Source organism: Melioribacter sp. Ez-97 (assembly GCF_051488665.1).
Taxonomy (GTDB): Bacteria; Bacteroidota; Ignavibacteria; order Ignavibacteriales; family Melioribacteraceae; genus Melioribacter.
In genome coordinates, this window is record NZ_JBPSEG010000022.1 from 1 (window position 1) to 13,961 (window position 13,961).

General features: G+C 34.3%; 16 protein-coding genes and 1 pseudogene. All 17 read right to left on the reverse strand.

Features of this window, described 5'->3' with window-relative positions; all coding sequences use genetic code 11:
* Positions 1-845 (reverse strand): annotated as a pseudogene (locus ACSSWA_RS14670) (hypothetical protein); the annotation flags it as partial.
* A gap of 43 nt (positions 846-888) precedes the next feature.
* Positions 889-2,054, reverse strand: a protein-coding gene (locus ACSSWA_RS14675) for an IS3 family transposase (protein ID WP_437357360.1) whose coding sequence is annotated in 2 segments (ribosomal slippage) — positions 889-1,763 and positions 1,763-2,054 — 1,167 coding nt in all. Because the reading frame shifts where the segments join, the coding sequence is not laid out codon by codon here.
* Between the two features lie 73 nt (positions 2,055-2,127).
* On the reverse strand, positions 2,128-3,030 hold the full coding sequence (locus tag ACSSWA_RS14680) for a hypothetical protein (protein WP_437357362.1): 903 nt from the start codon (positions 3,028-3,030) through the stop codon (positions 2,128-2,130).
* An 11-nt stretch (positions 3,031-3,041) separates the two neighbouring features.
* The gene (locus tag ACSSWA_RS14685; RefSeq protein WP_437357364.1) at positions 3,042-3,632 is read right to left on the reverse strand and encodes a hypothetical protein; all 591 of its coding nucleotides are present in this window, start codon (positions 3,630-3,632) and stop codon (positions 3,042-3,044) included.
* A gap of 337 nt (positions 3,633-3,969) precedes the next feature.
* Entirely contained in the window at positions 3,970-4,467 is a 498-nt protein-coding gene (locus ACSSWA_RS14690) for a T9SS type A sorting domain-containing protein (protein ID WP_437357366.1), read from the reverse strand.
* A 51-nt stretch (positions 4,468-4,518) separates the two neighbouring features.
* Positions 4,519-6,165 (reverse strand): M36 family metallopeptidase, encoded by a 1,647-nt coding sequence (locus ACSSWA_RS14695; RefSeq protein ID WP_437357367.1) that lies wholly within the window; start codon positions 6,163-6,165, stop codon positions 4,519-4,521.
* 35 nt (positions 6,166-6,200) lie between these two features.
* Complete coding sequence (locus ACSSWA_RS14700) at positions 6,201-7,235, reverse strand: TolB family protein (RefSeq protein WP_437357369.1); 1,035 nt, start codon at positions 7,233-7,235, stop codon at positions 6,201-6,203.
* Between the two features lie 99 nt (positions 7,236-7,334).
* The gene (locus ACSSWA_RS14705; RefSeq protein ID WP_437357371.1) at positions 7,335-8,009 is read right to left on the reverse strand and encodes a hypothetical protein; all 675 of its coding nucleotides are present in this window, start codon (positions 8,007-8,009) and stop codon (positions 7,335-7,337) included.
* A complete protein-coding gene (locus ACSSWA_RS14710) occupies positions 8,006-8,422 on the reverse strand; it encodes a DUF6884 domain-containing protein (RefSeq protein WP_437357373.1) in 417 nt (138 codons plus the stop codon). Before ACSSWA_RS14710 ends, ACSSWA_RS14705 begins: the two co-directional genes overlap by 4 nt.
* 101 nt (positions 8,423-8,523) lie before the next feature.
* The gene (locus tag ACSSWA_RS14715; protein WP_437357375.1) at positions 8,524-9,384 is read right to left on the reverse strand and encodes a DUF4231 domain-containing protein; all 861 of its coding nucleotides are present in this window, start codon (positions 9,382-9,384) and stop codon (positions 8,524-8,526) included.
* Positions 9,385-9,396: 12 nt separating this feature from the next.
* Positions 9,397-9,867 carry a TIR domain-containing protein gene (locus tag ACSSWA_RS14720; RefSeq protein ID WP_437357377.1) on the reverse strand — a complete coding sequence of 157 codons (471 nt, stop codon included), beginning with the start codon at positions 9,865-9,867 and terminating at the stop codon, positions 9,397-9,399.
* 15 nt (positions 9,868-9,882) lie between these two features.
* Positions 9,883-10,464: a 7-cyano-7-deazaguanine synthase gene (locus ACSSWA_RS14725; protein WP_437357379.1), complete on the reverse strand. Its 582-nt coding sequence runs from the start codon at positions 10,462-10,464 to the stop codon at positions 9,883-9,885.
* Positions 10,461-11,162 (reverse strand): 8-oxoguanine DNA glycosylase, encoded by a 702-nt coding sequence (locus tag ACSSWA_RS14730; protein ID WP_437357381.1) that lies wholly within the window; start codon positions 11,160-11,162, stop codon positions 10,461-10,463. The genes ACSSWA_RS14725 and ACSSWA_RS14730 overlap by 4 nt, the downstream gene beginning before the upstream one ends.
* A gap of 2 nt (positions 11,163-11,164) precedes the next feature.
* On the reverse strand, positions 11,165-12,085 hold the full coding sequence (locus tag ACSSWA_RS14735; RefSeq protein ID WP_437357383.1) for a hypothetical protein: 921 nt from the start codon (positions 12,083-12,085) through the stop codon (positions 11,165-11,167).
* A gap of 136 nt (positions 12,086-12,221) precedes the next feature.
* The gene (locus ACSSWA_RS14740) at positions 12,222-12,737 is read right to left on the reverse strand and encodes a hypothetical protein (RefSeq protein WP_437357385.1); all 516 of its coding nucleotides are present in this window, start codon (positions 12,735-12,737) and stop codon (positions 12,222-12,224) included.
* 117 nt (positions 12,738-12,854) lie between these two features.
* The gene (locus ACSSWA_RS14745; protein ID WP_437357387.1) at positions 12,855-13,319 is read right to left on the reverse strand and encodes a DUF6650 family protein; all 465 of its coding nucleotides are present in this window, start codon (positions 13,317-13,319) and stop codon (positions 12,855-12,857) included.
* 104 nt (positions 13,320-13,423) lie between these two features.
* Positions 13,424-13,961 (reverse strand): DUF2971 domain-containing protein (locus tag ACSSWA_RS14750; RefSeq protein ID WP_437357389.1); only part of this gene is annotated, 538 nt, incomplete at its 5' end.

Below are 13,961 nucleotides of genomic sequence, written 5' to 3' on the forward strand. Positions count from 1 at the left end.
AATTCAACTTCATATTTGCCAGATGGTTTTGTTTCATTAACAAGTGTTACTATTTCTCTCCCAAGTATGTCAAACACTTTTAATGTTACAAAACTAGCCTCAGGTAAAGAATAAGTTATTTTCGTCGAAGGATTAAAAGGATTAGGATGGTTTTGGTCTAGAGATAAACTACCCGGTATTGAAACAGCTTCATTTTCTTTCGCAAGCGAAATTGTTTGATCTTTATTATAATCATTTTGTACAATAGAAAACTCAGGCGGATATGAGACTACGTCAACATAAAATTCATTCGATGTTTTTGTTGTATTTGTGGCGTCCTTGACAATACACCTTAATTTGAAATCACGCAAGTCGTATGGGTTATGTGGTTTACTGAAATAAGGTGAATTTGTACCAACTGGAACCCATTCGTTGCTCGGGGCAGCATTTATAATGATATCACCATCTTTATCTTTGATTTTTTCTTTATCCTTTTTTTCCTTTTCTTTTTTTACACTTTCATATGTTTGTAAATATCCTACCCCATCCAAATACATTATTTGCCAATTATAAGTAAATGGTTCTATTCCATTTCGCAATTGTACATACCAATGCCCAGTTCCACCAGCGTAAAGTGTAAAATCACCAGACAAGTAAACAGCTTCCAATGGTGATGGCAATATCTGAGCGTTAATTGAAAACCAATAAAGTAAACCAGCTATTGCACGCATTGCGAAAACATATGAAGAAGAAGCAATTTGCTGACTATTAACTCCTGGCGGCGGATCACCAAAAACTGAATACATTTGGGATAATTCTGTGTAATCGCTAAAAGCATCATTGATACCATTTGATCTTTCCCCCAAAAAGTATACAATAAGTTAAGCAACTCTTTCCTTAATTTCTTCATTATTTTTTTCTTCGAACCTGCTTGCAGCAGGCAAGTTCAACCGGAGATAAATAACCCAAAGCTGAATGTAATCTCTGCCTGTTGTAAAATATTTCTATGTATCTAAATATACTTTGCCTAGCTTCTTCACGCGTTTCATATTTTTCAAAATTTACCAATTCGGTTTTCAATGTATGAAAAAACGATTCCGTAATTGCATTGTCATAACAATTGCCGCTCGAACTCATCGATTGTTTCATCTGATAGCTTTTCAATAGTTCTCTGAATGATTTGCTCGTATACTGACTGCCTCTGTCACTGTGAAAAATTAACCCCGCCGGCGGATTTCTATGCATTACGGCAATCCTTAAAGCTCTATTTATTATTTCAGCTGTCAATCTCTGACTTACCGACCATCCCACTATCTTTCTTGAGTAAATATCCATTATCACTGCCAAATACAACCAGCCTTCTGATGTCCACAAATATGTTATATCGCTCGTCCAGACCTTATCTTTCTCTTCCGAACGAAAATTGCCTTTCACCAAATTTTCGCTCGCCTCGGCTTTGCGATTCTGACGCGTCGTTGTTTTGTATCTCTTCTTCGTCTTGGCTCGTATATTGTGTTGCCTCATCAACCTTGCCACTTTCTTCCTGTTTACAATTATTCCATTCCTTCTGATCGACGCCGTTATCCTTGGCGATCCATATCTTCCATCGCTTCTATTGTAATGAAATCTTATTATCTCTAATAATTTCCGCTCTTCTATCTTTCTACTACTTAATTGCCTTTTTAACCAATTATAATACCCGGAGCGACTGACCTGTAATACCCGGCACATTAACTCTAAAGGATAATTTCCTCTGTTTTCTTTTATGAACATATATTTTACTCCGTATCCTTTGAAAAAAAAGATATGGCTTTTTTTAATATGTCTCTTTCCATTTTTACTCGCTTGAGCTCCCTCTCAAGTCGTCTTATTTCTTCATCTTCTGGTTTTAATTTCCCTTTTCCCGGAAATGCATTATCCCTGTCCTCGAGATATTTCTTCTTCCATCTATGAAGCGAGTTCTCGCTTATGCCTAAGTCTCTGGATACTTCTGCAACCGACAATCCTTCCTCGGTTACCATTTTTACTGCCGATAGCTTAAACTCTTTGTCGTAGGTTCTTCTTGTTTGTCCCATCTTAGTGTTCTCCTATATTTGTTTTAATTCAAATATAGTTGCTTTTCTGTCTGTCTACAAGATGGGGGCAAGATCAATTTGTATTATTACCTGGATTGTGATCGCTTGGGAAATGGTTTGATACTTGAGCTGTTGAATAGAACAAATATTTAATCGGATTAGATTTATTAATGACATTGATTAAGCCACCTTGTGCAATACCATTACTATAGCTCCATTGCATGTAATTACTACTGCTTTCCATATATTGTTCGTATGTATCGTAACCACCACCGAAATATGGATCGTGTTGATCATTGTGAGAATGAGCTGGGACACTAACATCAGCTAAAAGATGACATACTCTTCCTAATATTTCCCAAGTAATTTTTTCTCTAAGCTCTTGTGAAAAGTATGTTGTATAAGGTACACTGCAATAATCATAATACCCAGCAACATTTCTAACTGCTAATATTTGGACATAACCAGTTTTGTAAAAATCAATTATATCATTAAATCTAAACTTAAGACCAACAATTACGCCGGGTGCACCACAACTCAAATAATACGGATTTGGTTTTGATTCAGTGTAACTCCATATTATTGGACCTCCGTAGATCAATTTCAATGCTTTTTGATAAGCATTTTCAAAACACGTATTATCCGGTTGAGTACAAAAATGAGAACCATCTCCTCTATCTGGATCCCAAAAATGCGTGGCTGTAACATATTGTTGAAATATTCCTTCGTAACCGTAAATTATATCTTCAATATCTTCTCTTGCAGCTCCGATTACCAGTAAATTTCCCGGCTCAAATATGCCAGTACCGATTTCACTGTTACCTAGATGTTGTTTAAGTATGGGTATATCAGCACCATAAAAACTTTTTACCAATTCATATGCTTGCCTTACAACATATTGATGTGTATTTCTTTCGTATGCATTAATTGCATTGAAATAAAATAAAAGAGTCATAATAAATATTAGCTTTTTCATAATTTTCCTCCTTATAGAATAAGTTCTATTCCTATTGACAAAATTAGTGGATTAAATCCTACCCCAGATCCGCCTGGATCTAGTGTTGCAGCATCTTGATATGAAATACCGACGTAAGTATTCGCACGATTAATAATTGTATAAGAAAAATTGGATTCTAACCTAAAACCAACAGTAGTGTATCCCATAGATTTAGATATTTCTGGTCCAGCAGCCATACTTATAGAGATTTGATTAAAATCTAGTAAATATCCAATTAACAGATTACCACCAGAGATATTTATACTTTCAACTTTTTGATTGTCTTTACTCTTTGCACTCCAAAACGAATAACCACTTTTAAGAAATAATACTCTATTAATTGGAATTTTTAATCCAACTCCTAGAGCAATACCTTCTTTAGTGCCAGGATATTTTCGAGATTCAGAAAATTTTATCCCTGTATAAATAAATATTGCACGAGTATTATTATTTGTTCTTGCCGTGTCATTTTTTAACATATTGGTTATTAATTTAGCCTCATCTGAATTATTATTATTTTGTTGTGCAAGGATTATCAAAAACGGTAACTGAATCATCACAAGAATTAATATTTGTTTCATTTTTCCTCCATAGTTTTTCTAAGTCCATGAATAAGGTAAACTAAGTAAAGCCCGTAGAAAAATGGTATTGTTAATCATATAATATTATTATTTTATTTACTGTCATACTTAACCTTAAGTAAGTATAACGGCCTTGTCGCTAACCGGCAGCCCAGAACAAGAATGCCAATTAACTGCAACGACTTTTATTTATAAAATATTTTCTTAGAACAACCCAATTTAAAGAGCAATTAAACTTTGTATCTCAACTTTATAATTGAACAAATGCCGCACTGAAAAACAGTTTACCCCGCTCTGCGGGGCTGTCCGGTTGAGCGGTTTGTTACATTGCATTTCCTTATTTTATTAACAACATTTTTCTCGTATCCGAATAAATTATTCTTTCATTGTTTGTGACTACAATCCTATACATATAAAGACCGCTGGGCAAATCTTTTGCATCAAATAAAATATTATGACTGCCTGCATCTTTAGTTTCATCTAACAAATTATCTACTGCTCTTCCCAATACATCATAGATAACAATTTTCACTCTTGCGGTTTCCCGTAATCTGTAAAAAATTTTAGTCGTCGGATTAAAGGGATTGGGATAATTCTGCAGAAGTAAGAAATCTTTTTCAACTTGAACATCTTCCGACATTTTTTTTGACAATGAACCGTCGTCATATTGTACATAATATGTATCATAAACCGTTTCTGAACCGGCGTGCACTTCTAATTTTAATTCAAAATCTTGAACTCCCATTGTTGTTGAATAATCTTGAGTAGTTGCAACCAGATTCCATGTAGTGCTTGGAGGAATTCGTTTATACCAATAAAAAGTTCTGGTGCCCACGCCACCAGTTGGGTTGGATTTCCATGTCCCTGATTGAGTTTTTTCTAAAAACTAGGGCCCGGTAATATTAGCATTTAACGGCGCGATTATTCCTTTATTATTGAATTTTGTCTCAATAGTAGGAATGTGTGAACCATTGTATTCAATTTGGTCTATTGCCACCATTGCTTGTCTAAAATCTAAAAATGTTGCTGTAGTTGTTAAAAGCGAGAGAGCTTGAAAAGTCAAATTATTGGCTACGCTCTGACCAATAGCACTTCTTATATCCCACAGTATTGAAGAAAAAAATTCACCGCCTATATGTGACTCCTGAGGTTGTAAACCCTGATTTTGAGCAGCTATCCATACTGGATCATTATCATCGTTATACCTACTATAACTGTCAATTAATGGTGAAGCAACATCTCTTTGTTTCCCTGGATAACTTGAGCGTGGCGTAAATCCGTATAATGAATATTCACCGGCTAAAGTTCTGTTGGTATATGATGCCGGAAAATAATCAGCGATGCCTTCACTTATTGCTCCAGATTCATTATATCCATTTTGCAGTTCTACTAATTCGTATGTGTTGGCATGAGTATATTCATGATAAATAATCTTATCTTCTCTCGCAAAATCATGATATCCGGTACCTATTCCTAAGCCAAAACCCATAGTATTTGGCGGACTAAAGTAAGCATTATTTACCTCTGCTTCGTCTTTTATTCCTGTATAAACCTGTAATTGAGGAACATCACCTGAAAGATAATTTGTATTTAGCCAGTCTCTGAATTGGCTAATATGATAATATGCATTTGCTTCATCAAAACGAAAATCAGTTGTGGTATATTGAAAGTTAAATGAAGTAGAATATGCTCTGCTTGGAGTAGGCGGTTGATTGGGGAACCAATAAGTAATGTCTGTGCTTACATCAGCATAAGTCCCTTTTATATAACCGCTCCCGTCCAGATTGGTAAGTGAAACAGTAGTTGTAATCGGTGTTAGTAACGGATGTTTCAAATAAACGTTGCCCGTTCCGGTCGCATCGCAAATGTTATTTACTGAGTCAATCACAGTTCCATCATTTGCATCTATGAAGTAAGTTCTATTGAAAAACCTATTGCTGCGAAGTGTAACTTCATAAGCTAAAATAAACTGATATTCCTTAGGATAAACTATTTCTCTCGTTCTTGTCTCTAAATCTTTGATTGAACCTTTGATTTCTTTTTCAAGAATCTTGATTACGTCATCTGTTTTTACCTTTGCATTAGTATTTATTGATATATCACGAAAGAATTTTCCGTTTGCAAGGTAAACTTCATTATCTTTATTGATATGAACAATATACTGAGCTCCATAAACAGTAATACCTTTATAGTTTTGCTGAAATCTTACATGTGAGATCCCGTTAACGGTTTTTGTTTTACTAATTTCGAAATTGCTAGCTGTTTCAGTTTTTAGGAAAAGACCTATTATTTCCTCAATAAAATTCTTTGCTATTGTCTTAGCATCTCCCTTATACTTACTTATTCCGGGGCCATATAAAAAACTTGGGGTACCAGTTCTATTGTCCCAGCTAATACTCCATTCAGCCAAATCTTGCTTCTTAAATTTCTTCCATTCGTTTTTTTGTTCTTCAGTTGGCAATACCTGAGAATGAACTATTACTAATAATGAGAACCATGTAAACAAAACATTAAAAAAGTATTTAATTTTCATGGTAACTTCCTTTAATGGTTTAAATATCTGATTTGTTACTCATTTATTTTACTCCATGACCAATCGGGATATATCGCAGTTGAATCATCTATTACAGTTGTGATTTGCTTTGTTTCTATGTCAACAATTTTGATGTAGGTATTATGGCTAAATCCATTCTCAAGACTTGGTATCGCTTGAGAGTAAAAAATTACTTTCTTAGAGTCAGGCGACCAGCGCGGGTATCTGAATTGTTCATTATCGGCGTGGTAAGTTATTTGTTCTTTTTCATTTCTATCCAGATAGTAAACAAATAGCTCTCCCCATTTGTTTGTTTCTGCTTTCCCGCCATATACAATTTTGCACCCATCAGGAGACCAGGCAATACCTCCGGCACCAGCACTTACTTTTATCTTTTTCAGATTCGTAAAATTCGAGTCGAGAATATAGATATAATCTATACTTGATAACGCAATCTTAGAAAAATCAGGTGAGTAAAAGGGAAAGCCACTAACTGATAGTTTATTAATTTCGTCTCGTAAGTTTTTAACGATCTGTCCATTTATGCTAACTAGCAGTGAGAAATAATCGGGATATGGATCACATGGCTTACATGTTCCTACAAGTATGGTTTTACTATCAGGAGCCCAGTCTTCTGGTGAGCCTACAAGAGGAAATTGATTATAGTAATAATTTGGTAAAAGCGGGTGTTTGGTACTTCCATTACTATTCATAACATATACCGGTATCCCCAAGGTTGTTTTCGGTGTATCCGATTGGAATGCAATCTTTTTTCCGTCCTTAGACCATCGGCCCATTAAACTGCTATAGTCCCCAAAGGTTAGCTGCTTAATATTGCTGCCATCTGGGTCCATCATAAAAAGTTGTTGATATTCACCAGATCTTCGCGACGTAAATAATATTTTACCTTTGACCGATGGATTTGTTATACCACTTGTGCAACCCTCGTAATAGTCTGGTATAGTGTCTTTTTCAGGAGGATTATCTTTTGGTTCGCTGGGTTTGTTGCATCCAACTTGCATCAACAATAGTGAGGCAATCACTATTACATTGATTATGTGATAATGCATTTTTTACTCCTTCGCAAAAATTTAATCGAGATCAAAAAAATCTAAAATAATAATTCATAGTTTTTCATTCGCAATTTTTGATGCAATATAACATGTGGCTCAGCGGCGAGAGCGAAGCGAGCGTCCGCTGCAGCTGGTGTTAGCCTGCACAATTGCCTTCAATTCTTCTAACTCTGACCAGGTTAAGCCATCCTTGTACAACTCATTGACAAGCCATAATCCACTCTCGCGTATCTTCTTCTTTGGAGAATGCAACCCCAACCACGTTGAAGACGGCCTGCATTCCTGGCACCATGACACTGTAGAAATGATTTTACGCTCCCACTCCAATCGCTCTCCTTTCCCATCCACCCTAAACACGACAAACGAGAAATTCGCCTGAATATATGCCGTTACTGCTCTCTCCACTTGACGCTGCTTCTGTTCATCAAGCAAAGGACGATATGTCTCTTTCGCTTTTCTTGTTGTCAAATCCCAGTTCCACTGTTCCAGAAACGGATCGTTTTCTCTTTGCAGCATTGCGCGCCCGATATTCTTGCGAAAGATACTTCGATCTTTGTTCTCGTTCACAAAATGTTGCTTCAGGCGAGAAGGTAATTGATTATCTCCTGTATGTGTCCCTACCCTGACGATGCGGTCCAAACCGTGTGCATATTCCCCTTCCTCGAAAAGAACATAGATGCCATTGCGGGGGATTGCCAATTCATCAAAAGGAAACCGACAGCGCGGAAGCCCATTGAAGAGTTCGTGTAATTGCCGACAAATCTCACTCACCGTGACGTCTCTCGCTTCAAAAACTGCAATTGCTTTCCTATCGGCAAACCCGCCAATGGCACTTCGTAAGACCTTAAATACGGCAACAGATACTGCCGATACTTCTGCCCGGCAAGTATTACAAAATGGCCTTTCTCCAAATCACAGTATTCTCGAAGTTGCGTCACTACTTTCTTAGCCCAGCTTCTCCGTTCACGAACAGACATTGTATTGAGTGTAACATCGTATGGCTCTATCTCTTCATCCAACCCTACCAAACCATATTTCGCAGACAAAATGAATACCTGTTCGGGTGAGAACCGTTGGGCATACTTCAGGTTCATTCGGAATAGCGGGCTGACGTACAAATCCCTGGCTTTTGCCCTGTGCGACAATTTTTTACTCACACACGAAATCAGAACAACTGTGCTCATCGTTTCTACCTAATCGTCTAGTGCAGGCTAACGACCAAGCACACCTGCCGCTATGGAGTGCCGCAGAATAGCAGTCAGGTGGAGCGTCTTGTTAGCTGTATTTAATGTTCTTTTCTTGCTATCCATTGTGTATGTTCTCTTGAAAAGGCATTCTCCGTGTCTAATACAAAATTCGACAAATCTTCTTCTGTATTTATATTCACCGCTCCTGCTTTAATTATACTTATTTCATACGCAGCTAATGAATAGGCAGATGAAAAATCTTGAAATTTTTTTACATGTATCCATGTTAAAATACCTCCTGAAGCAACCGCTAAAACCTCTGGTGGCCAATATTTAAATTCAGGCCATGCTATTCTGCATAAAACAAAAATAGCAGCAAAAGTTTGTAATATTATCATTAACTTGAACCATTTTGTCCTACTTTTTGAGTTTTCTTTAGCTCTTTTTGAATACCATTTAAGTTGATCTTCAACTCTATTTTTTAAGTAAAAATCAAACCTCTCTTTAACGCTCATATTACGAATTTCTTTCATTTTTTCAGTTATCTGATGATGTTGTGTTAGAACTTTACTTAATTCTAACAGTAAATTTTTATTTTGATTTATAATATCTTTTAGAATTTCCAGAAATCTTCTTTCAGCCCCTGTAGAATCAAAGGGTTCGGCCCTCATTATAAACTTCCATGTTATTGTTCTAACTGATTCTGCTATCGCTCTTGCATTATACCAAATTTCATTATTTTTCTTTATTAAAATAAATATATTAGTAGCTATGGTAGCCAAGAAGAGGAATGCTGCAATTATTGCAAATGTCTTTGAATTTATCCCATAAAGTGACATAATTGACGCCGTTAATAAAAGCATTAAATAACATGTAATTGATAAATAATAATTCTTTTGAGCTCTCAACGAGACCTCATCCGCATCTCTGAACAATGCTGGATAATCTTCTTTATTCATAATAGTTGTTTTCTATAACAAATTACTCAATTTCTTCCATTTAACAATTTTGATTTTGTTGTTCTTTATATAATCAGGTATTGCGGGAGGCGGGAAGTCTCCTTTATGCACAGCAACAACTGTTTTACCCATTTTTAAACTTTGTTCAACTTCCCAATTTACCCATTTACTGTTTACAGTGTTATTAGAAAGATATACTACTGTTACCGAAACCTTCTCAATTTTTTCCTTGATTTTTCTACGTATGTAACCGGCATTTTTACTGTCAAACGGCTCTTTCACCGAATAATCGGAAAATTCCAAGTCACTTTTTTCATTTTTTGATTGCGCTCTCAATAAATTAACTTCGTTAATATCTTCATAAGCAAAGCTTATAAATACATTTCGTTTTGTTTTTAGCCCTTCCTTAAGTTTTTCTTTAGTTTTGTTTTCAAGACTTTTTAAGTCTCTTAGTGGCAAACTATATCCTCCTCCTCCGCCCATTGTTATCCCTCCATTTTAAAAATTGAATTCTTCGCATGAAATACACTTCCCACAGGGTTTATGCCTCCCTGAATGGCATGAATATGTTCCATTTATTCCTTTTATTTTAGCTAGATTGATCACATCTTTTTTGAACAAGTCCATTAACGGTGCAACAACATTTATTTTCTGTCCAAAAGAAATTTCAATTATTCTTTCCGCTTCATATAAAAACCTATTTGTTTGATCGGGGAAAATATGAGTATATTCGTTTAATAAACCAATACAAACAGCATGAGCATTCTTTTTTATTGCGAAAGCAGCACCAATAATTAAGAAAATTAAATTTCTCCCAGGCAAAAAAGCCTCTTTTTTAATATCAAAATTAATATTAGTTATTCCAGAAGGAATGATTTTTCCAAATCCAGAAATATCAACTTTTGTGGGTGTAGGTAAATCATATTTATTATGGATTTTTTGACAAGCTTCCCACTCTTTCTCCGCAGCTAATTGTCCATAGTCTATAAATAATGGATACTGCTTCTGACCATTTTCTTTTGCTAAAATAGCCATTAAGCTAGAATCAAGTCCACCAGATACTAATGTAACAATACTCATGAGAATCTATCCTTTTTATAAACTCTCATTACAATCCATATTGCTTGATCTAATATAGATAATGAGTGCTCAAAATGTTTGACGGAATCTATAAACAATTTTTCGAATGTCTCATAAGTACTCAAATTACTAATATGTATTTTATTGTTTTTAATTACACCTCTTAACCGCATATAATCGATAATGTGTCGATCCAACACGGCGAAATCATTTGTGTAACCTATATTTCTTAAAAAATGACTTGACTGTTTTGGACCAAATCCTTTTACAATTTCTATTAATTTTTTCCTTAATTCTTTTGCATCATAACCTACATTTAACATTCTTTTTAAATTTCCCCATTTATTAAAAATATTCCATATTGAAACACTTATATAGTTAGCCTTCGAAATGTAAAATCGATATTTTAATGTATGATTAAATGATTCATGAGATATTGGTTCCGATAAACTCTTTCTAATAAAATACTCATATTCATTTTTAGAAAATAGCTCAGTTGGATTATTTAACAGATTCTTTATCCTTAATTTCCGTGCAGCGTAATAGGCCGTTTCAAAATCGACCTGACTGCCTAATATAGACAGAACTAACTCAAACATTAAATCTTCATCACTCATTGAATTCCAATATTTGGGTCTAACCTTTATTTCTAATTCACTACAAATATATTCAATTGTGTTGTCTATAACTTCAAGCACAATCAGAGCCCTATCTTTTTCTTTAAATCCAGATAGAAATCTTTTGAGATATACTTTTCTATCATATCACTAAGCATATTTTCTTTTATTTTGTTCTGAATTTCATCCATCCAAATTTTGTAAAAAGAAAGGTTATGAGCGAGTAGTCGCACAAAATAATCTAAATTTTTACCTTTAGCATAGTCACTTTGATTCGTAAAAAAGTCTAAATGTTGCCAATGATGCAAGGTTGCACTATTGTAATCTACTACTGTTTGGCACCAATCTAATCCATCAAAAGAGTCTGCACCACATAGCGAATATATTAAAATTGAAATCGGATTACCTGTTCCTAAAATATGAAGATGTTGATATTGTTCCAATGATTTAAGTTTCATACGAATTTTTGATATATTAATTGCAACTTCATAAATCCCAAATCCAAGTTCACGCTCTGGAATAGCTATAAAATCAGGTTTTAACTCTTTGGCTATCTCATAACAAATATCAACAAAAAGTTCTGGAGACTCGGAATGAAGAATAATTGAGATGTCATTATAATTACTGTAATGCTGAACAATGTCATCAATCAAATTATATGGATTTTCGGTATTAATTATATAATCATCAAAATTAAATTTTATATGGACCTCATATTTTTCTAGTATTTCTTTGAATTCTCTTTCTGTCCATGAAGGATCATTTTTCCATGTTTTTTCATAAATTCCTGAGTCGAGCATTATTATTTGAGATTGATCGGTCGCCCTTTGAAATAAATTATTAAATTCATTCCTATTATAAATATGGTAAATATCATAAGCGGAAATAAGAAATTGTGGAAAGTCGAATGAAATAACTAATTTCAACAAATCGGTCCATTTTAACTTTGTTTTTGCTACACTCGAAATTGATGGGAAAAACAGTGGGAATAAAGTATCATTCATTTCAATTCTATCCTATATTTTTACAAATGTTTTAGATAACTTGCCGGAAATTCCGTAGCACCGACTTTGGGTAACCCAAAAACTTGATGCTGACTTGAAAAACCGCACAGCCCCTGCGGTCAGAGTTGTGCCATGGTTATATTGCATTTTTATCTATCAATTTTAACATTACTTGAAGAACATATTTAGCATCTTCTTCAATAATTTCATATTGATGTTTATTTTCAATGACTGCTTTAAAATCTACAGTTTCTTCATCAAGAGGTTTCCTAAAATGAATAACTGAATTTCTTATTTTTTTCGCTTTCATAAGATTTTGATATTCTATATTGGATAGCCATCCAAGGATCTTTGCTTCATCTAAAATTTTTGAAATATTAGCTCTTTCTAAATCGTTTCTTCCAGAAGCAAAACATAAAGCTGTTAAGGTATGTTCTATAAATGAAAATCCTAATACAATTGCTGCCAAAAATTGAGCATATACAAAACAATATCTCGTTTCTTCAAATAAATATTTTTCAATTGAACCACCATGAAAAATAAAATATTCTTTTGAAGGCGTATTAGAAATTAACCATTCTAATCTTTTAATTCTTTCATCTTTGCAGACAGAATCTTCATTTACTATCTTGTCTTTAACACTTTGTTCCATAAGCGATTACTCTTTCTAAAATTTAATTAAATAAATCATAAAATCCAGTGCAATAATATGTTGCGCAAACGTTATCTATAACTTCATAAGATTTTTTGTATAATAACTTAAAGATATCTATTCATCATCTTCAAACGGAAGAATTTCTTCTAATGATTTTGGAAAATCAACTCCATATTTTATAGATAGTTTTGCTAAAGTAATACCAAATATTGCTCGTAATTCACCCAAAGCTATCATTTCGTCTTTAATCATGTGCCGCCTTCTTTGCTCAATACCTACTGAATCTAGAAATTTTCTGCAAGCAGCACGGAGTAGCTTTAAATCTGATAGCAAATCCGAATTTTCATCTAGCTTTAATATTTCATCAGTTAGATATTTTCTTATATCTAAAACTGATTGGTTAACATGATAAGGCATTTCCATGTGAAACGGATAAAACAATACTCTCTTGTCTTCTAAAAACAGAAATAACTTTCTGACCACATCTCGTTCGCTCTCTGTTGGATTCCATGAAATTCCAAATACTGGGGTTGAAATACCACTTAATTTCTTTAATATTTTCTTGAATGAAATATTCATTAGGTTTCCTTTTTTATCAATATTGCGCTAGAGCTCACTGGTTTTTACAAAGCGCAGCGGAGTAAAAATCCAGTGCAGTGATTTGTCATCTGTTTTCTCGTTCTTCAATTGCTAACCCCAATAAAACCGTCTTTAATTGTTGCAGTAGCAATAGTTAAATTTTGATTGATAGAAAGAATATCCTTGGAAAGTCTGCCTATAGATGATTCTGATAATCTCCAGCCAAAAATAACTTTTGAAACATATTGTTTATCTATTTCTTGAACATAGATAACTTCACTTCCCGCCTTCTGCTTTATACAGCTCTTCAAGTCTGTAACGACTCTTTTCTCGGACTCATATTCCCAGTCTTTATTTTTCTCGAAGAATAGAGAATTGTAAGATCCTTTATCAAAACTAATTCCTGATCGTCTACTTCTATACTCTATGCTTTTGATTTCATTTAATACACCGGTTTCATCTCCAGGATAAGCCTTTTGCAAATCCTCGAATTCGATAACATACCCTGAGGCATTATTGGAATAGTGAGCCCACATTGGTAAAGAATCGTATCTCGATGAAAGGCAGAATATCCCACATCGTGAAGACATCAAATCTACAGTTTTGTTAAACATTTCTTTTAGATAATCTATGTTGTCATAA

Bases quoted from the DNA above. Each gene is read 5' to 3' on its own strand.
- ACSSWA_RS14710 (WP_437357373.1), bottom strand. From the start codon at position 8,422: ATGAGCACAGTTGTTCTGATTTCGTGTGTGAGTAAAAAATTGTCGCAC.
- ACSSWA_RS14685 (WP_437357364.1), bottom strand. From the start codon at position 3,632: ATGAAACAAATATTAATTCTTGTGATGATTCAGTTACCGTTTTTGATA.
- ACSSWA_RS14745 (WP_437357387.1), bottom strand. From the start codon at position 13,319: ATGAATATTTCATTCAAGAAAATATTAAAGAAATTAAGTGGTATTTCA.
- ACSSWA_RS14700 (WP_437357369.1), bottom strand. From the start codon at position 7,235: ATGCATTATCACATAATCAATGTAATAGTGATTGCCTCACTATTGTTG.
- ACSSWA_RS14735 (WP_437357383.1), bottom strand. From the start codon at position 12,085: ATGAATGATACTTTATTCCCACTGTTTTTCCCATCAATTTCGAGTGTA.
- ACSSWA_RS14725 (WP_437357379.1), bottom strand. From the start codon at position 10,464: ATGAGTATTGTTACATTAGTATCTGGTGGACTTGATTCTAGCTTAATG.
- ACSSWA_RS14695 (WP_437357367.1), bottom strand. From the start codon at position 6,165: ATGAAAATTAAATACTTTTTTAATGTTTTGTTTACATGGTTCTCATTA.
- ACSSWA_RS14740 (WP_437357385.1), bottom strand. From the start codon at position 12,737: ATGGAACAAAGTGTTAAAGACAAGATAGTAAATGAAGATTCTGTCTGC.
- ACSSWA_RS14680 (WP_437357362.1), bottom strand. From the start codon at position 3,030: ATGAAAAAGCTAATATTTATTATGACTCTTTTATTTTATTTCAATGCA.
- ACSSWA_RS14720 (WP_437357377.1), bottom strand. From the start codon at position 9,867: ATGGGCGGAGGAGGAGGATATAGTTTGCCACTAAGAGACTTAAAAAGT.
- ACSSWA_RS14715 (WP_437357375.1), bottom strand. From the start codon at position 9,384: ATGAATAAAGAAGATTATCCAGCATTGTTCAGAGATGCGGATGAGGTC.